This window comes from Xanthomonas arboricola pv. guizotiae (genome assembly GCF_002940205.1).
Lineage (GTDB): Bacteria > Pseudomonadota > Gammaproteobacteria > Xanthomonadales > Xanthomonadaceae > Xanthomonas > Xanthomonas arboricola_C.
In genome coordinates, this window is record NZ_MDSK01000022.1 from 67929 (window position 1) to 85286 (window position 17358).

Consider the following 17358-nt stretch of genomic DNA (forward strand, 5'->3'; position numbering starts at 1 on the left):
GCTGCAATCGCTGTGGCACAGTGCTGCCGGTACGGCATGGCGCTCCCATGCCCCTTGAACCCAAGCGAAGATCTGATGCCGGGTATAGACGAGATCCCTGAACGCCATGACGAGGTCTCCCTGGGCGATCTACTGCTGGAAGTGCTGCGCTTCTACCAACAGTTCGGGCGCCTGCTGATTCCGCTGGCATTGCTGTTTGGGGCAGTGGCCGGCGTGCTCGTGGTCATGCGCCCCCTGTATGCGCTCACTGCGCTACTGGAAACGCCGCAGATGAGCCTGGAACAATGGCGCAAGCTGCAACCCATGCTGGCCGACCGTCAGTTGGTGGCGTCCTCGCTCGCCAGCATGACCGACTTGCCGACCGAGCAGCGCGAGCGCCTGCAACGGGCTTTCTTGCGCAGAAATTACTGGGACACGCGCGTGACCTACCGCAGTGCGGTCGAACGCGATGACATTCGCAAACAGGTCAACATCGATCCCCAAAGTGTCGGCGCGCTGGGATTGGAAGTGTCGTTGTACGCACGTGACGATGCGGCTGCGAACCAGCAGCTGGACGCCATTGCGCAGCATGTGCGCCAGGTCGTGCTGTGGGCCGGGATGCGTGACTATCTGGACAGCCTGCGCCAGCAGACGCTCCAACAACGCTCGCAGTTGCAGATCGCCCAGATACAGCAGCGTTTCGCGATCGAACAGAACGAGCGGCAGTCCGCGGATATGCAGCGGTTGCTGGAGCGCTACCCGGAACTGCGGCGCAACGAGGTCAACACGGTCGTGTCGGTAGGCGATGGTGGCGGACGCTATCTCTCGCCACTGGCGCAGATCGTCGCACTGCAGTCGACCATCGCCGGGACGCGGACTACGTTGCGTCAGGTAGAACGCGACTTGGAACAATTGGATGGCAAACAGCGCTTCCTGGCACGGGTAGACCAGCGCGCGCCAGCGCTGCATCTGGGCACGTCCCTGGCAGATTGGATACAGAGCTGCCGACGCGCCGTCTTCGGAAACGGCGCCCCCTCCGGTTCGGCGCTGTCGCAGGTCGCCAGCGAAATAGACTTGGCGCTGTCGCAACAGCGCTGGCGCGCGCAACTGGTGCGCTACCGGGCCATCCCGGCGTTGTCACCGGCGCCAGTACCCTCGCGCCGGCCGGCGCTGGTTGGGCTGGCAGTCTTCTTAGGGGTGTTGCTGGTCTCGTCGCTGGCATTGGCGATGTATGTCATCGTACGCCGCCATGGCGACCGGCACGCACCCTGGTCGGCACATGCCGATCCCCTGTTCGCCTGGTTGCCGCAGCGCGTGCGGCAGCTGTTGCTCGGGTCGACCGACCCGCGCCCGCTGGGGCATGGATGAAGCGTGTGCTGGTCACCGGCGCGGCCGGGATGATCGGGCGGCGTGTGGCGAGCGCGTTGTTGCGGCGTGGCGATGCGGTTGCAGGGCTGGATGATCTGTCCAGCGGCATGTCCTTTCCGCAAGGCCTGCATGCAGCAATCGTCGCCGACGTGGGCGAGCGCGAGACAGTGGCCGCCGCGTTGCGTGCGTTCCGCGCCGATGCGCTGATCCATCTGGCCGCCCTCCACCACATTCCCACCTGCGAGACGCAGCGCATGCGCTGCCTGCAGGTCAACGTCGTCGGCACCGAGAGCGTGCTGCACGCAGCCGGCGACGCGGCACTGCGGCAGGTGGTCATCGCCTCCAGCGGCGCGGTCTACGCGTGGGGCGACAGCGCACTGGACGAGCACGCCAGCGCGACCGAGGCACGCGATAACTATGCGCTGTCCAAACTTTGCAACGAGTCCCAATTACGGCTGTGGTGCACCGCAGAGCCCGGCCGCAGCGGGCGCGCAGCGCGTCTGTTCAACACCATCGCCCATGACGATCCCAATGCGCACCTGATACCGGACGTGTTGGCGCAACTGGCGGCCGATCCGGCCGCGACGCCAACCTTGCGCCTGGGCAACCTGCAACCGTGCCGGGACTACCTCCACGCAGACGACGCTGCGGCAGGGCTGATTGCACTGCTCGACGATGCGCGGCCGGACCCGGCCTTCGATGTCTTCAATCTGTGCTCGGGCGTTGAGCATTCGGTTGCTGAACTGGTGCAGCAGATCGGCGCAGTGCTGGGGCGATCGCCGCGTCTGGAAGTCGACCCGCAACGTCAGCGGCGCATCGACCGTCTCCATCAGTTGGGCAATCCGGATAAGGCGGCGCGCGTGCTGGGGTGGCGGGCGCGCTGGAGTCTGCGCGAGGCACTGCAGCGCGTGTTGGAAGCCACCGATGCGCCCACTGCCGGGCAACACGCGTGAGCCTGCGCGATGCAATCACATCGCCCGCTGCCACGCTGATCGCAACGCCTGCGGTGCAAACAGCCCGCGTTGTCGTGCGACATCACTGCGCCGTGCCATCGCAGGTTGAACGATTGCGGCAATGGCACCACGCGCCCATCTCGAGATGGGTCTGCTCAGTGCGTGAATCCGGCGCCACACCGACCAGACATTCACTGCCGGATATGCGCTGCGTCGCATTGAGCTCTGGCGCTGGCCAAACGCGAGCGATTGTCTTCATGGGGAGTGCGGCCTGCAATTGCGTTAGTGCATCCCCAGCCCGGATACTCCGACTGCGGTATTCCCCGTTCCTGCGAGGGGGTCTGGCTTGTCTGTGACGACCATTGAACGCCTCAAGCTCGCCTACCGTCGATTGCGCGTCGGAGCGAACCTGCACCGTAACGATGCGCTCGGCGCGCTGTTTCGTGCATGGGCCTATACGCATGCCACGCAGCTGACTGGCGACTATTACGAATTCGGCGTCTATCGCGGCAACAGTCGCGCGCGCGTGGCTGCCATGGGTCACGCCGGTACTGGCCGCAGGTGCGACGACACTGCTCAGCAGCGTGCTGGCGGCCTTGTTGGTCGGACGCCACCGCGAAGCGACGCTGGTTCCATTGCTATGGGCGGCGCGCCCTACAGCGCGCTCCTGCAGGTCGCCGCAGCGGCGGCGCACGCGCCACAGTGGCTGCTATGGCTGCGATTCTCGTGCGTGCTGGCCATGGCGGCGGCGAGTCTGCACTTGTGTGGGCTGCGCTTGAACGTCGGTGGCCACGCGGCGCTGCTGCTGGTGCCGGTGGCGTGGACGGTGTGGCAGCGCCGCAGCCTGCTGCACGCCACGCTGCCGGTCCGCGCGTGATGCCTGGTTGCAGCGTGTTGGCGATGCCCTGCCGCCGGAAGCGGAGGCCAGCATGTGCGGCATAGTTGCGCTGCGTAGCTTCGTGGCGGAGACGCCGTTGCAGGCGCTGGCCGAGCGCGCGCTGGACGCCTTGTCCCGTCGCGGCCCGGACGCGCAGGGTCTGCTGTGCCTGGAGCAGCCAGTGCCGACGGCGCTAGGCCACCGTCGCCTGGCGATCCTGGACCTGACCGATGCCGCCACCCAGCCGATGCGCTGCGCCGAGACCGGCAACGTGGTGGTTTTCAATGGCGAGATCTACAATTTTCTCGAGTTGCGCGAGGAACTGGAGGCGCTGGGCCACCGGTTCCGCACCGGCAGCGATACCGAGGTGATCCTGCATGGCTGGCGCGCATGGGGCGAGGGGCTGTTTCCCCGCTGCAACGGCATGTGGGCGCTGGTGCTGCTGGAGCAGGCAAGTGGCGATCTGATCTATTGCCGCGACCGGCTGGGCGTCAAACCCTTGTACCTGCACCACGACGGGCGGCAGCTGGTGCTGGCCAGCGAGATCCGCGCCATCGTTGCCAGCCTGGGGGGCTACCCGCCACCCAATCCTGCCGCGGTGTTCGATTTCCTGGTTACTGGTCTCTCCGACCACACCAGCGACACCTTTTATGCCGGCATCCGCGCGGTTCCTCCCGGCTGGCTGTATCGGGTGTCGCCAGCCGGCCATAGCCGGCGCATGCCGTACCACCAGTGGCCGCTGCCCGGTGCAGTTGCTCCGCTGGACGCGCAGGCCACTATGGAGCTGCTCGAAGACTCCACCCGCCTGCGTTTGCGCTCGGATGCGCCCACGGTGTCACTGCTGTCGGGCGGGTTGGACAGTTCAATCCTGACCACCCTGAGCGTGCAGGCCGGTGCGCTGCCACGCACCTGTTTCGCCGGCGCCTTCACCTATGGCTACGACGACACCGAGCAGGCCGGCTTCGACGAAACCGAGGCCGCAGCGAGCTTGATGCAAACGCTGGGGCAGAGCGAGCGCCACTTCGTGCATCGCGCCCGCGCGATTCCGGACGAGGAGGAACTGCTGGCATTGGTGGCGGCGCAGGAAGAGCCGTTCTGTACGCCGTCGATACTCGCCAGTTTCCGTATGTATCGCGCCATCCGCGCCGCCGGTTACAAGGTGGTGCTCAATGGTGAAGGCGCCGATGAGCTGTTCGGTGGGTACGTGCGCCTGTACCTGGCTTTGAGCGCGCGCAGTGCGCTGCACCAGGCACGACTGCCGACCGCCCTCCGGCTGCTGTCCACCGGCGCGGTGGACCCGCGTCTGCTGCTCAATCGTCTTGCATGGGATCTGCCAGCCGGCGCGCTGGGCGCACTGCTGCGCCGGCAGCGGCCGAGCGTGGCCTGCATGTCCTCGGCGCTGTGGCACGACCAGGCCGCCCGGCTGCAGTCGTTGCAGGTCGATCGCCGCGCCGATATCGAGGCGCGTTTGCGTCGCGACGTGCTCTCGACCAACCTGCCGATGGTGTTGCGCATGACCGACCGCAACAGCATGTCCGCCGGCATCGAGGTGCGCGCGCCATTCCTGGACTATCGCGTTGTCGAACGCGCGTTGTCGACGCCGGCACTGCAGCGGATGGGCGACTACCATGGCAAGGCCATGTTGCGACACGCGTTCGCCGACCGCTTGCCGGCACGCGTGACCACACAACGCAAGAGCACCGGCTTTGGACATGCCGAACAGTTTCTGGTCGACCGCATGCCGTTGCAGCACGCGTTGGCGACCTTGCCTGCGGGCGTGAACGAGCTGCTGGATGTCGCACGGCTTCGCAAGGAGCTGGCCAGCGGACGGTCGCACAGCACGGTGTGGTTCGCGGTCTCGGTCGCGCTGTGGTATCGGAGCGTCTATGCGTAGCGCGCCGCCGACATCGCTGGAGTTGTGGACGCCCGACCATGGGCATTGCCGCTGTTGCGGCGGCACGCAAGCGCAACGCACGGTGTGGGCAGAAGTCTATGTAGGGACTGGTCAGGAGCTGCGCCGCTGCGGTGCGTGCGCGGCGGTGTATCTGGCGCCTGACCTCACCGAAGCGGCGCTACAGCACTTCTATGCCCACGATTATCGGCAGCTGTTTCCCGCCGAAATCCCGTGGGGTAGCCAGCGGCGCTTCTTTGCGTGGCGCGGCGACCGCTGGATCGCGCACAACCGGCTACAGCGGATCGCGCCCGCGCTTGCACCTGCAGCCAGGGTGTTGGAGGTGGGTTCGGGTTTCGGTGCCTTTCTTGGCGCCGCTGCCGCCATGCGACCAGACCTGCGCCTGTCGGCGTGCGAGCCGGATGTGACCCATCGCCACGTCTTGCTGGATGGCGCGGCGGTGACCTTCCTGCCTGCGCTGGACACGCTGGCCGACGGAGAGTTCGAGGCCGTGGTCGCCTTCCATGTGCTTGAGCACTTGACCGACCCGCGCGCGTTCCTGTCGTCGCTGGCGCGCATCCTCGTTCCCGAGGGACAGGCGTGGATCGAGGTCCCGGACCTGATGAGTGGATGGCGTTCGCGCAACTATGTCCACCCGGCCCATCTAAGCTATTTTTCGGCGCCGTTGCTACGACGGCTGGCCAATGCGGCAGGCCTGGAGGTCGTGTCCTGCGGTCCGTATTCCGATCGCGGTGTGTTGGCTGGAAACATCTGGCTGCAGTTGCGGCAGCCTGCGCAACCGCGCGCCGCGACACCGCTGGAGCTGGTTGACGCGCACGAGGTCGACGCGGTCGACGCGCGGCTGGACATGGTCCGGTGGAGCCGGCGGGACCGGCTGCAGCGGCGGCTCAAGCACGGCCTGATCCGGGTGCTCGGCAGAGGTCTGTTCGGTGAACTGCAGCGCTGGCGTGGCTACCGCCAGCTGCGCAAAGACCAGGTGCACGATGGACTTCGCTGACTTCCAGCAAGCCGTACATGCCCAATTCGGCGCGGAGGCGGCCGCGGTACGCCATGAGATCTACTTCCTGACCCGCCGACGCGGCGCAGGGCTGCGTGCCGCTCTGGCCGTCCTACGCGATGCATGGCTGTGCCTGCGGCTGCCGCAACGCCCGCCCGTGCTGTCCACGTGGACGGCGCTGGCAACCCTGCCGGGCAGCAACGGCTGGGGCGCACTGGCGCCATACCTGGCCGATCTGCAGCGGCAGGGCGCGGCATGCACGGTGCTGATCCATCCGCGCCTGCGCGGCAGCGTCGAGGGACAGCTGCCCGCACGTCCAACCTGGGACAGCTGGCGTGCGGCTTTGCGCGCCCTGGCCCTGCGCCGCACGCCGTCCGGGCCGGCGGTCGCTTCGCTCTGGATCGTGCGCGCCAGCGTCTTGCGCCAGCGCCTGTGGCACGGTGCATGGCAACGCACGCTGGGCGCCGCGCCCGCCGGAGCCACACTGCTGCTGCACAACGACTTCGACATGTATGCGGCGGCGGCATTGCACGCTGCCGGCGACGGCTGGCGGAGCGTCTGCGTCCAGCATGGTCTGCCAACCGACGAGTTCTTCCCGGTTCGGGCCCGGCACCATCTGCTGTGGGGGCCTAGCAGTGCGCAGGTCTACCGCAAGCACGGCGTCGCACCTGCCGCCATCGGCTACGGGCCAACGAGGGCGTTGACCGATCTCGATACCGCAACGGTGCCAACCGCGCTGTATCTGATGTCGCAGAGCCACACACCGATTTATGGACCCACCCTTGCCGCGCAGTTGTTGGCCTTGGCGCAGGCGCTGCCGGCGCTGGAGACAGACGGTGTGGCCGTGCGCATCCTGCTGCACCCGGAGGAAGTGCGCGGCAGCCATCCGTATGCAGAGCCGGCACTGCAACAGCGCTGCCAGCCTCCCCCGCACGCGATCCTGGAGGCGGATGTGCGTCCGGCGTTGGTGGTGGGATTTTGTTCCACCGCGCTGCTGCAAGCCGCCTGCCGCGGTCACTACGTGATCGGCATGGCATGGCCCGCGTCCGCGTCCCACGATGCCTTGGCGGTCGGGCGGCCCGCACATCAGGTCGCCGATGCCGACGCGCTGTCTGCACTGGTGCAGGCGCTGCGCAGCGACGCGGGCGCGCGCACGCGATTTGCCGCGCAGCAACGGCACTGGCTGCAGCAGACCTTCGCTGCCGATGCGCGATGGTCGCAACGCCTGGAAGCGACACCATGAAGCGCGCCTACCTGCTGCTGGCAGTGCTGCTGGCGATCCACCTGGGCGATCTGCTGGTGGCATGGCTTTACCATGGCGGGGCGCTGCCGGCGGCTGCCCTGTTGCGGCCGATGCGCGATGCCACGCTCATCGTGCTGGCCGGCATTGCACTGCTGACGGTGCGCATGCCGCGTGCGTTGCTGGCAATGATCCTGATGTTCGGGCTGATCGCACTCGCATACGCGCCGATTGGATACGCACATGGGTTACCGGCCGGCGTGGTCGTCGGCTCGCTTGGAACATTGCTGCTGCCCATGCTGCTGGTGCTTGCCGGGTATTGGTGCATGCCGCATCCACACGATTTCAGGCAGGGGGCGCGCTGGCTGGTCTGGTTGGGCATCGTCAGCGCTTTGTTCGGTGCATGGGACCTGGCGCATACCGATTTTTGGGTGCGGACCGTACGCTTGCCGGACTACCTGGCGCAGGTGAAAGGCGTGCTTCCCAAGGACACCGACCCGGACACCGGGCTGCCATGGAACTTCTTCGGCGGCGAAAACTACACGCGCCGGGCCGGTGGACTGGTGGCAGCGCCCTTGGCGCAGGGCCAGTTCCTGATCACCGCGGCACTGACCGCACTGGGCCTGTGGCAGCGACGCTGGCCGTGGCGCGCCCTGCTTACGTGCCTGGGGTTGCTGGTGGGCGTGTGGATGTCGGGCACGCGGGGCGCCATGCTGGCCGGCATCGTCGGAGTGCTGGGCTACCTGGTCAGCGCACGCGGTCTGGTGCGATCGCCTCTGGCGCGGCTGCTGCTGGTGGGCGGTATCGCGTTGATGCTGGCGGCCGCCTCCTACGGCATCGTGGTGACGTCGGTGAACTTCCGCGACGGCTCCACCATCGGCCACTGGCACGCGCTGCAGCGCAATCTGGCCGACCTGCACCAAGTCATGCTGTGGGGCGGTGGGCTAGGCCGCCAGGGAGCGGTGGCTGCGCGTCAGGCGCTGACCGATCTGGGCGGTGGCGAAGGTGCCATCTTTACCATCGCATACCAGATGGGGTTGCCGGCGGCCCTGCTGTTTCTGGCGTTTGTCGGCTGGAGCCTGCATGCGTTGTGGCGTGCCTATCGCCAACGCGACGATCACCTGGCATTGGCGATGTTCTGGCTGTTGTGCGGCATGGCGACAACCTTGATCTCTTCCGACAACGCAATGACCGTGTCTGGCGCTGGGGGGTTCTGGTTGCTACTCGGCGGCGCGTTGCGTCATTGCCAATGTCCGCTGCCAACCTCACGAGCGATCGCACGTACACGCAGGGACGATACCGCGCCTGCCGCCAGCATGGCCGCAGGCTGAGCGATGCGCATCCTGCACGTTTACAAGGATTTCGCGCCGCACAGCGGCGGCGGCGGGGTGGCGCGGCACATCCATGGGCTGGCAGTGACCCTTGCCGATGCCGGGCATACGGTGCGGATCGTGGCCCCGTTGGCCGATGACGGCATCTCGCCACACGGCTATACGGTGGTCCGCGCTACCGCATCGCAGCTCTGGCATCACGTCGGCTGGGCCGATGTAGTGCACGTGCACGGTGCGCGCACGCCAATCGCCGCGATCGCCGGTGCGCTTGCCCGGCTGCGCGGCAAGCGTGTGATCTATACACCGCATTGTTATTACGATGACGATCTTGCAGCGAGCAAGCGCGCGCGCAAGTGGTGCTGGGATCGCTTGATCGAGAAGCCGCTGCTGCGAAGCGCACAACCCACCGTGCTGCTGTCCGCGTATTGGCAGCAATACCTCTCACAGCGTCGGCTGCCGCCCAAGCGCGCCTTGCTGCTGCCCAATGCCGTGCTCGCCGCCGAGCAGTGCCTGCCCGCGACGTCACGGCAACCGTTGCTCGGTGCTCCGGCGCTGCTGTCGGTCGGCCGCCTGGACGCGGTCAAACGGCTACAGGATGCGATCGCAGCCCTCACCCAGCCGAATATGGACGCTGCCGTGTTGCACGTGGTCGGACGTGGCCCGGATCGGGCACGCCTGGAAGCCTGCGCCGTGGCGTTGGGGGTTGCTGCGCGCGTGCACTTCCATGGCTTCGTCAGCGATGCCGAGGTTGCAGCGATGGCCGCACAGGCCGATGTCTTCGTGTTGCCATCGGCAGTGGAGGGCATGCCGACCGTCTTGATCGAAATGCTGCTGCATGGGTGTCCGGTGGTTGCCAGCGACATTCCCGGCAATCGCTCGATCCTGGCCCAGATCGGCCTGCAGGCGGCCTTGCACCGGCTCGGCAACAGCGCCGCGTTGGCGGGATGCATTCGCGTGCAACGACAGCAGCGGATTGGGCCGGAGCGCATCGCGCGTGTCCGGGCAGACTTCACCTGGGAGGGCCTGCGAGCGCAGGTGCTGTCACTGTACGATGCTCAGGTCGTAAAGGAACCCGCAACTTGACCACACCGCCGGCTCGCCTGTCCTTTTTCGGATGTCCGTTGGACCTCCTCCCCACGGACCAGATTCTCTTGCGTGCGCAGCACGCCGCCGAGGGCGGCGCGCCGATCCGGGTGGAGGGCTTGAACGTTGCCAAACTGATCGATGCGCGCGCCCAGCTGTCGCTGCGCCAGGCGCTGGAACAGGCCGAAGTGGTGCACATTGATGGCGCCGGCATCAGCCTGGGCTTGCGTTGGTTCGGGGTGGACGTGCCGCCGCGCAGGGCCGGCATCGACCTGATGCAGGACATGTGCGGCCAGGCCGCCCGCAGCGGTGCAGGGGTCTATCTGCTCGGTGCGCGCCCGGCGGTGGTCGCGGCCGCGGCAGAACGCCTGTGCACGCACTGGCCCGGTCTGCACATTGCCGGCATGCGCGATGGTTATTTCAGCGACGCCGAGGAGGACGCGGTGATCGCGGCAATTCGCCACTCGGGTGCACGCTATCTCTTCATCGGCATCAGTTCGCCGAAGAAGGAACTGCTGCTGGAGAAACACTGGCAGACCCTGGGCGTGCCGGTGGCGATGGGCGTGGGCGGTTCGTTCGATGTGCTGTCGGGCATGTTGCCGCGCGCGCCGCGGTTGATGCAGCGCTGCGGCATGGAGTGGCTGTTCCGGCTCGCGCTGGAACCCCGCCGGCTGGCCTGGCGCTATCTGCGCACCAATGCGGCGTACCTGCTGCTGTTGCTGCGCGCCCGCCTCAGCCGACGCTACCGCGCGCAGGCGCTGACGACCTGGCCCACATGACCGCTGGGGCGCCTGCGCGCCAGCCTGCGCAGACGGGGCTGGTGGCCGTGTGCCTGGGCCTCTACCTGCTGTTCTGTCTGCAGCAAGTGGTGTTGACCGGCCGCTACTTTGGGGTCGGTCTGTCGCTGGGATCGATGGCCATCCGTGGCGTTGCGCTTGGCCTGAGTGCATGGGCGTTATGGCGGCACGGCGTTCCGGCATGCCTGCGCTGGCCATTGCTGTCGATTCTGCTGTGTATGACTGCGCTGGCAGCGTCGGTGCTGGCGTCCGAGCACTCGGCCTTGGCATTCAAGTACGCCGTGCGCTATGCCACTGCCTTGCTGTGGCTATGGGCCTTATTGAATCTGGCGGTGGCGTGGCCGCAGTGGCCGCGCGCGGCGACGCTGGCGGCGTTGATCGCGGTGTGGATCAATCTGGTGTTGGGCATGGCGGTACGGCTACAGTGGTCGCCGGCACTGACGCTATCGCTGGCCTTCCATGCGCAGGACAGCTTCAAATATCTGCCACGGGTGTCGGGCATGTACGACCATCCGGCGTTGCTGGCGGCAACGGCCGTCATCGTTGCGTTGCTCACGATCCAGTTGTATCAGCGGCACGAGGTTGGGCGCGGGCAGCTTGCCGCAGCAGTGCTGGCGACGATCGCAGCGCTGGCGTTGAGTGAAGTTCGTAACCCGTTGCTGCCGGTGGCCGCATTGATCCTCTGGTGGGCCTGGTCGCGCCGCAATGGCGCACGCCCTGGCCGCCGCGCGGTCTTGGCCGCCTTGCTCGGCCTGCTGGCCGTTGCCGGCTTCGTGCTTTGGCAGCGCTACGCGGAGATGACCAGCGCAGTCCACGAAAGCCCGCTGACCGCATTTTCGTTGGGGCGAACCTACCTGTGGTCCGGCGCGATCGAGGCATGGCGCACGCATCCCTGGTTCGGGCTAGGCGCCGGTGTTTTCCAGTTTCTGGTTCCCGATTACACCGGTGGTCGCTTCGATCGCGGCGAGCTGCACGCACACAATGCCCTGCTGGCGGTGTTGTCGGAAACCGGGCTGTGCGGGCTGGTTGCGTGCCTTTGCCTGTTGGGGGCGCTGTGGGCGCCGTTGCTGCGCAACCCTGCCGAACGTGGCTGGGCGCTGATCTGGCTGCTGTTCCTGCTGGGCTTGAACGTGTTCGACTTCTATCCGCTGTTCTATCCCTTTTCCCTGCATGCGGCCTTGGCGGTGGCGCTGCTGTATGCCCGGCATGTCACGCTCGGCAAGGGAGCGCGGTCTGGGATTCACTGAGGCCGCATCGGCGCTCGGCAGTTGGCGTACCGTACCGGCATGAAGCAGCCCAGCCATCCCGCCCCTGCGCAGCGGGCGGATCCCGTCGACGATGCATGGTGCCTGCGCACGCGTGCGCGCTCGGTCCCGGGAACGCGCGCAGGCTCAGCGCAGGTCGCCGCCCGCCGAGCGAGGCGGCGTTGGTGCACGCGGCCGGCGCGCTCAAGCACTTCGTCTGCGGCTGCCTAGGCGTGCTGCAGGCGTGGCTGCTGTGCGCTGGCGCGTTCGTCCCTGGCCAACAGCGTATCGAGGATGCAGCGGAACGCATGGCCATCGCCGAATGGATTGCGCCACGCCACCGAGCGCGCCAGCAAGCGATCGGCGGCTGACCGCAGCGCGTCCTGGTCAAGGCCGTCGGGCAGTTCCGCCCCACCGATCTGCAGGGTTTCCGGTCGCTCGGTGTTGGTGCGCAGCACCAGACATTTGCGCTGCAGGATGCAGGCTTCCTCCTGGATCCCGCCACTGTCGGTCATGATCAACGCCGCGCCTTGCTGGAGCGCCAGCATGTCCAGGTACCCCACCGGACCGATCGCCCGCAGCACGCGATGCCGCGCAGCCGCCGCGCTCCCCAGTGCATCCAGGCGCGGGTGCATCGGGAACACCAGCGGCAACCCCTGCTCTTCGGAGATCGAGCTGACCGCCTGCATCAGCGCGGCAAAATGGGCGGGATCTTCGGTATTGGAACGGCGATGGCAGGTGAGCAGGTGATAGCCGCCTTCGTGCAGCCCCAGCCGTTGCAGGATGGTCGAGCGGCGCAGCGCAGTCTGGGCATGCGCCAGGGTCGCATCGGCGACGGTATTGCCGGTGATGCGGATGCGTGCGCCGGTCAGGCCTTCATCGCGCAGGATCTGCGCCTGCAGTGCGGTGGGACAGAACAGGTAATCGGACAGGTGGTCGATCAGAACGCGATTGACTTCTTCGGGCATGCTGCGGTCGCGACTGCGTAGGCCCGCCTCGACATGGGCCACGGCGATCTCCAGCTTGTTGGCCGCCATGGCACCGGCCAGGGCGCTGTTGGTGTCGCCCTGTACCACCACCACATCCGGCTGTAGCGTCGCCAGCACCGGCTCGATGCCGCACAACATGCGTCCGATCTGTACGCCGTGCGGCGCCGAACCCACGCCAAGATTGTAAACGGCCGGGGGCAAACCCAACTCGTCGAAGAACACCCGGTCCATCGCCTCGTCGTAATGCTGGTTGGTATGGACGATCGAAAAATGCAGCCCATCGCGCAGGCTTGCGGCGATCAGCGATGCCAGCTTGATGATTTCCGGGCGCGTGCCAAGAACATAGGTGATGTGCATGGGACTTCCCGATCCGAGTTCAGTAGGCATCGCGGTCGAACAGAACGATCACGCAGGTCTGCGCGATGATGCTCAGATCCAGCCACAGCGACCAGTGCTGGATGTAGGCGAGATCGTGTTGAACACGGCGGTGCATCTTTTCCACCGTGTCGGTCTCACCGCGCAGGCCATTGACCTGCGCCCAGCCGGTGATGCCCGGCTTGACCCGCTGGCGTTGAAGATAGTTCGGCACCAATTCCTGATATTGCGCGTTGTGCGCCAGCGCATGCGGCCGCGGCCCGACGATGGCCATGTCTCCCTGCAGCACGTTGAGAAACTGCGGCAATTCGTCGAGGCTGGTGCGCCGCAGGAACGCGCCGAAGCGCGTGACCCGTTGATCGCCCCGGCTGGTCTGCGAGGCGGCGGTTGCCGCATCGTGTACCTGCATGCTGCGGAACTTCCATAATTCGAACGGACGTCCGTCCCAGCCCTGCCGCGTCTGCCGAAACAAGACCGGTCCGGGGCCGGAGAGCTTCACGCCTGCGGCCAGGGCCAGCATGAGCGGTGCACTCGCCACCACGATGACGGACGCCAGCACACGCTCGGTCGCTTCCTTCAGCGCGCGCGACAGGCCCGTCAGCGGGCGGACCGACAACGCCAGCATCGGCGGGCGGCTCATCTCTTCCAGGCAGGATTGCCCTGGACGACATGCGAACAGGTCGGGAATCCAGCAGGCGTCCACGCAGCAGGCATCCAGTTGCGCGACGCTGTGGCGAAGTCGCGCTTCCTCGCGCATCGGCCAGGTCACCCACACTTCGCCGACATGCTGGTCTTCCAGCCAGGACGACAATCCGGCGGTGCCGCCAAGCGCCAGGTCCATCGGTACCTGCAGCAGTTCGATCCCCGGGCATGGTTGCCGCTGGATACTTTTCGCCAAGATGTCGCTGCATTCGGGCGGACCGAGCAGGGCGATGCGTCGGCGTCCGATCTCGTGAGAATGCAACCAGGCAAGCGCGCCCTTCATTGCATAGCGTACGCACAGCAAACCGGCGCCACCGCATCCGGCCCAATACAGAAACCACAGGCGGGAGAAACCCGCACCGGTTGCGCTCAGAAAGCCGATCGACATCAACGTGCTCAGCACGATTGCCCACCCCGTCAACACGCGGCCGGCTACCATCGTCAAGGCCACATGCGGTCCTTGGCGATAAAGCGACAGGCGGCCGAACACCAGCAGCGTCAGCGCCGCGGCGGCGAGTAACGCATACGTATAGCGGGGCGCTTCGGGCAATGCCGGTTGCCCGACGCGCATGGCATAGGCAAACAACCCGCTGCCGACCACCACGCCCATATCGGCGACCTTCACCAGGCTGGGGACCGACCCGAGCAGATCGCCCGATCGCCTGGGCACGAGGGCCACACGCGGCAACAGTGGATCGAGCGAACTCATCCGCCAACCGCAGCCCGGCAGTAGGGCTGCGCGCCTGCACATGGATTGATCAGCATTCCTTTCCCTTCATCCCTGGTTTCCTCCAAGAGTGGCAGCTCCGCCAGCGGCACCGTGGACCTGGCGATAGAGCGTGGCATAGGAACGCACCATCGCCGCGCCGGTGAAGTACTGCCGATAACGGCTCAACGCCTCCTGCCCCAATGCGTTGGCCACCTGCGGATGGTTCCATAGATAACCCATTGCATCGCGTAAGGCCACCGGATCTTCCGGCGCCACCACCAGGCCGGTGCGTCCGGCCACGTTCACAAAGCTGGTCCCGGTGCCGATTTCGCAGGAGATCATGGGCTTGGCATGCATCGCCGCTTCCAGCAAGGTGATGCCGAACGCCTCGGCTCGCAGATGCGATGGAAATACCAGCCCCTCGCACAGTGACAGCAAAGCATGCTTGTCGGCATCGTCCAGCACGCCCAAAAAGTGAACGTGGGTCAGGCCGAGCTGCCGCGCCTGCTGGCGCAGGCGCGCGCCTTCCGGCCCGTCGCCAACGATGGCCACCGGGATCTGCGTCTGGCGGACCGCCTGCAGCAGGTATTGCAGACCCTTGTAGTAGCGCAGGACCCCGACGAACAGAAAAAACCGTGGGCCCAGGCGCGTGCGCCAGGCCTGCGCGCGTTCGGCATCCGGCGTGTGGTGAATGGAGAGGTCCAGTCCGATCGGTATCACGCTCAGCTTGGCTTGAAAGTCGGCCAGGACCGGACTGGTGGCGCGGTAATTGGGCGACGTCGCGACAATATGATCCACGCGCTCGAGAAAGCGCCGTTGCAGCGGCCGATACAAACGCAATAAACGGCGTTGTCGCACGATGTCGGCGTGGTAGGTCAGCACCGAAGGCGTGCGAACCGCGCCCGCCAGATGCAGGACATCCATGAACGGCCATGGAAAGTGGTAATGGATCAGATCGAAGCGACGGGCCAGACCTGCGAACCGGCGCAACAAGCGCAGCGATACCGGCATCGACGCCACTTCGAAGTCGCGTCGGAAGCGGTGCAGTGCGTAGGGGCCCTGCATGCTGGTGCCCGCTAGACGCCCATCGGCGCACAGGGTCACCACCTCGCTGTCCACCGCGTACCGATGCGATTGCATGGCAAGCGTGCGGATCACCTGTTCGGTGCCGCCCATGGTTTCCGGCAAGCTGGTCTTGTAGACCTGCAACACCCGTAGCGGCGGGGATGCAAGGCTCAAGCGGACAACACGTCGCGGTATGCGTCGGCCGTCGCTGCGGCGCAACGCTGCCAGCTGAACTGGGCTGCGCGCTGCAACCCCGCCTGGCGCGCGGTTTCGCGCCAGGCGGCATCGTCGATGCCTTGTGCCAGCGCCAGGGTCAACCCGCTGACGTCGGCAGGATCGAACAGCATTGCCGCATCGCCGGCCACCTCCGGCAATGCCGACGCCGACGCGCACAGCACCGGCGTACCGCTCGCCATGGCCTCCAGCACCGGCAGCCCGAACCCTTCGTAAAACGATGGAAACACCAACAGGCGGGCACCCGCCACCAATGCCGGCAGACGGTCTTGCGGGACGTAGCCGAGATAACGCAGCCAACCGGCCTGTTCGGCGCTGCGTATGCGCGCATGCAACGCCTCGCTGGACCAGCCGCCGTGGCCGGCGATCACCAGCGGGTGGCGAGCACGCACTACGGTGGGCAAGGCCGCATACGCCGTCAACAGGATGTCGATGTTCTTGCGCGGTTCGATGGTACTCACGCACAGGCAATACGCCTGGGTCTGCAGGCCCAACGCCTGCAGCGGTGCCGCTAATTCGCCCCAAGCATGGGGCCGGAACGCCGCATCTGCCGCCAGCGGGATGGCGCGAATACGCTCGAGCGGCAAGGCAAAGTGCGCAGCAATCTCCTGCCGCGAAAATTCCGAGACCGTCAGAATCAATTGCGCGCGCTGCACCGCCAGCGCCAACTCCTTGCGCATATAGCGCACCCGATCTGCGCGGTGGCATTGCGGCCAGCGATAGATCGAAATGTCGTGGAAGGTCGCCACGCTGGGACCGTCGTAGGCCGGCAGGTAGTAATTGCAGCCATGAAACAGCGCCGGTCCCCGCCCGCGCAGCGCGCGCGCCTTGGCCAGATTGCTGATGCGTCGATACGCATCTGTCGCGATTTCGATACGCGAGAAACGATCACGCATCCACGATGTCACGTTCGATGCCGGCCCAGGAATCGGTCGCTGTTGCAGCAGGCGTCTCCCATGCAGGTACTGCAAGGACTCGATCTGCGGCAGTGCGGCCAAGTGCACCGCCAGTTCCTGCGTATAACGCCCGACACCGGTCAGCGGGTGTCGAATCGACTCGGTAGCTAGGATGATGTGCACGGCGCGTCGCAGCGATCAGGGCCGTTGGCAGCCGACGACGCGGCTGTCCAGGGCACGCTGCGCCGTCGGCTGTTTATTGATACCTGGATATAACGACCGGCATCGGCCCATTCCATGCTCCTCGTGGCGACCCTCTCAGTCTACCCGCTGCCGAAGACCGCGGCGACCCAAGCCCTCCTCCATGCCACGGTGACGTCAGTCCATGTACGCCGCGCTACATCTTCACCCTCTGGGAGCGCGCCTGTCAGGCGAGAGACCCATCCGGCGGTCGCAGGCCGCAAAGTCAGCATCTCCCGTTTTCGTTATCCGCTGCATACGCAAAGCAGCGAGCTAGGTCCTGTTAACGCTAGTGGCTGGGGAGGTTAAACTATTGGACATGGAGATCACGCCAGCACAATTTGCCCTCATCGAACATTGCTTACCT

At 66.3% G+C, this 17358-nt stretch carries 14 protein-coding genes; 10 read left to right on the forward strand and 4 right to left on the reverse strand.

The features are described 5' to 3' along the window. The first annotated feature begins 75 nt into the window (after nucleotides 1–75). The 10 genes from XarbCFBP7408_RS14185 to XarbCFBP7408_RS14235 all read left to right on the forward strand — a co-directional run bounded on the left by XarbCFBP7408_RS14185 (nucleotide 76) and on the right by XarbCFBP7408_RS14235 (nucleotide 11784). Nucleotides 76–1347 (forward strand): hypothetical protein, encoded by a 1272-nt coding sequence (locus XarbCFBP7408_RS14185; RefSeq protein ID WP_258072135.1) that lies wholly within the window; start codon nucleotides 76–78, stop codon nucleotides 1345–1347. Then, nucleotides 1344–2300 carry an NAD-dependent epimerase/dehydratase family protein gene (locus tag XarbCFBP7408_RS14190; RefSeq protein WP_104563501.1) on the forward strand — a complete coding sequence of 319 codons (957 nt, stop codon included), beginning with the start codon at nucleotides 1344–1346 and terminating at the stop codon, nucleotides 2298–2300. The genes XarbCFBP7408_RS14185 and XarbCFBP7408_RS14190 overlap by 4 nt, the downstream gene beginning before the upstream one ends. A gap of 346 nt (nucleotides 2301–2646) precedes the next feature. Beyond that, nucleotides 2647–3177, forward strand: a complete 531-nt coding sequence (locus tag XarbCFBP7408_RS14200) for a hypothetical protein (RefSeq protein WP_258072136.1) — start codon at nucleotides 2647–2649, stop codon at nucleotides 3175–3177. A 52-nt stretch (nucleotides 3178–3229) separates the two neighbouring features. Next, nucleotides 3230–5071, forward strand: coding sequence for an asparagine synthase (glutamine-hydrolyzing) (gene asnB / locus XarbCFBP7408_RS14205; RefSeq protein ID WP_104563522.1), 1842 nt, complete (start codon nucleotides 3230–3232; stop codon nucleotides 5069–5071). A 22-nt stretch (nucleotides 5072–5093) separates the two neighbouring features. Next, a complete protein-coding gene (locus XarbCFBP7408_RS14210) occupies nucleotides 5094–6086 on the forward strand; it encodes a class I SAM-dependent methyltransferase (protein WP_258072137.1) in 993 nt (330 codons plus the stop codon). Beyond that, nucleotides 6073–7329, forward strand: a complete 1257-nt coding sequence (locus XarbCFBP7408_RS14215; RefSeq protein ID WP_104563503.1) for a hypothetical protein — start codon at nucleotides 6073–6075, stop codon at nucleotides 7327–7329. Before XarbCFBP7408_RS14210 ends, XarbCFBP7408_RS14215 begins: the two co-directional genes overlap by 14 nt. Further along, nucleotides 7326–8657 (forward strand): O-antigen ligase family protein, encoded by a 1332-nt coding sequence (locus tag XarbCFBP7408_RS14220; RefSeq protein ID WP_104563504.1) that lies wholly within the window; start codon nucleotides 7326–7328, stop codon nucleotides 8655–8657. The genes XarbCFBP7408_RS14215 and XarbCFBP7408_RS14220 overlap by 4 nt, the downstream gene beginning before the upstream one ends. Nucleotides 8658–8660: 3 nt before the next feature. Then, nucleotides 8661–9740 carry a glycosyltransferase family 4 protein gene (locus tag XarbCFBP7408_RS14225; protein WP_104563505.1) on the forward strand — a complete coding sequence of 360 codons (1080 nt, stop codon included), beginning with the start codon at nucleotides 8661–8663 and terminating at the stop codon, nucleotides 9738–9740. Nucleotides 9741–9808: 68 nt separating this feature from the next. Further along, nucleotides 9809–10519: a WecB/TagA/CpsF family glycosyltransferase gene (locus tag XarbCFBP7408_RS14230; protein WP_104563506.1), complete on the forward strand. Its 711-nt coding sequence runs from the start codon at nucleotides 9809–9811 to the stop codon at nucleotides 10517–10519. Next, the gene (locus XarbCFBP7408_RS14235; RefSeq protein WP_104563507.1) at nucleotides 10516–11784 is read left to right on the forward strand and encodes an O-antigen ligase family protein; all 1269 of its coding nucleotides are present in this window, start codon (nucleotides 10516–10518) and stop codon (nucleotides 11782–11784) included. The genes XarbCFBP7408_RS14230 and XarbCFBP7408_RS14235 overlap by 4 nt, the downstream gene beginning before the upstream one ends. 224 nt (nucleotides 11785–12008) lie before the next feature. Here XarbCFBP7408_RS14235 and wecB read toward each other — a convergent pair whose 3' ends face one another. The 4 genes from wecB to XarbCFBP7408_RS14255 form a co-directional block, all read right to left on the reverse strand. Continuing rightward, nucleotides 12009–13127 carry a non-hydrolyzing UDP-N-acetylglucosamine 2-epimerase gene (gene wecB / locus XarbCFBP7408_RS14240; RefSeq protein ID WP_104563508.1) on the reverse strand — a complete coding sequence of 373 codons (1119 nt, stop codon included), beginning with the start codon at nucleotides 13125–13127 and terminating at the stop codon, nucleotides 12009–12011. Between the two features lie 19 nt (nucleotides 13128–13146). Next, nucleotides 13147–14556: an undecaprenyl-phosphate glucose phosphotransferase gene (locus XarbCFBP7408_RS14245; RefSeq protein ID WP_104563509.1), complete on the reverse strand. Its 1410-nt coding sequence runs from the start codon at nucleotides 14554–14556 to the stop codon at nucleotides 13147–13149. Nucleotides 14557–14622: 66 nt separating this feature from the next. After that, nucleotides 14623–15732, reverse strand: a complete 1110-nt coding sequence (locus XarbCFBP7408_RS14250) for a glycosyltransferase (protein ID WP_181106635.1) — start codon at nucleotides 15730–15732, stop codon at nucleotides 14623–14625. Between the two features lie 59 nt (nucleotides 15733–15791). Next, the gene (locus XarbCFBP7408_RS14255; protein WP_104563511.1) at nucleotides 15792–16934 is read right to left on the reverse strand and encodes a glycosyltransferase family 4 protein; all 1143 of its coding nucleotides are present in this window, start codon (nucleotides 16932–16934) and stop codon (nucleotides 15792–15794) included. Between the last annotated feature and the right edge of the window lie 424 nt (nucleotides 16935–17358).

What these genes read in the sequence shown, in the direction of transcription:
- XarbCFBP7408_RS14250 (WP_181106635.1), bottom strand. Translation starts at nt 15,732, where the DNA reads ATGGGCGGCACCGAACAGGTGATCCGCACGCTTGCCATGCAATCGCAT.
- XarbCFBP7408_RS14215 (WP_104563503.1), top strand. Translation starts at nt 6,073, where the DNA reads ATGGACTTCGCTGACTTCCAGCAAGCCGTACATGCCCAATTCGGCGCG.
- XarbCFBP7408_RS14235 (WP_104563507.1), top strand. Translation starts at nt 10,516, where the DNA reads ATGACCGCTGGGGCGCCTGCGCGCCAGCCTGCGCAGACGGGGCTGGTG.
- XarbCFBP7408_RS14220 (WP_104563504.1), top strand. Translation starts at nt 7,326, where the DNA reads ATGAAGCGCGCCTACCTGCTGCTGGCAGTGCTGCTGGCGATCCACCTG.
- XarbCFBP7408_RS14190 (WP_104563501.1), top strand. Translation starts at nt 1,344, where the DNA reads ATGAAGCGTGTGCTGGTCACCGGCGCGGCCGGGATGATCGGGCGGCGT.
- wecB (WP_104563508.1), bottom strand. Translation starts at nt 13,127, where the DNA reads ATGCACATCACCTATGTTCTTGGCACGCGCCCGGAAATCATCAAGCTG.
- asnB (WP_104563522.1), top strand. Translation starts at nt 3,230, where the DNA reads ATGTGCGGCATAGTTGCGCTGCGTAGCTTCGTGGCGGAGACGCCGTTG.
- XarbCFBP7408_RS14245 (WP_104563509.1), bottom strand. Translation starts at nt 14,556, where the DNA reads ATGAGTTCGCTCGATCCACTGTTGCCGCGTGTGGCCCTCGTGCCCAGG.
- XarbCFBP7408_RS14185 (WP_258072135.1), top strand. Translation starts at nt 76, where the DNA reads ATGCCGGGTATAGACGAGATCCCTGAACGCCATGACGAGGTCTCCCTG.
- XarbCFBP7408_RS14225 (WP_104563505.1), top strand. Translation starts at nt 8,661, where the DNA reads ATGCGCATCCTGCACGTTTACAAGGATTTCGCGCCGCACAGCGGCGGC.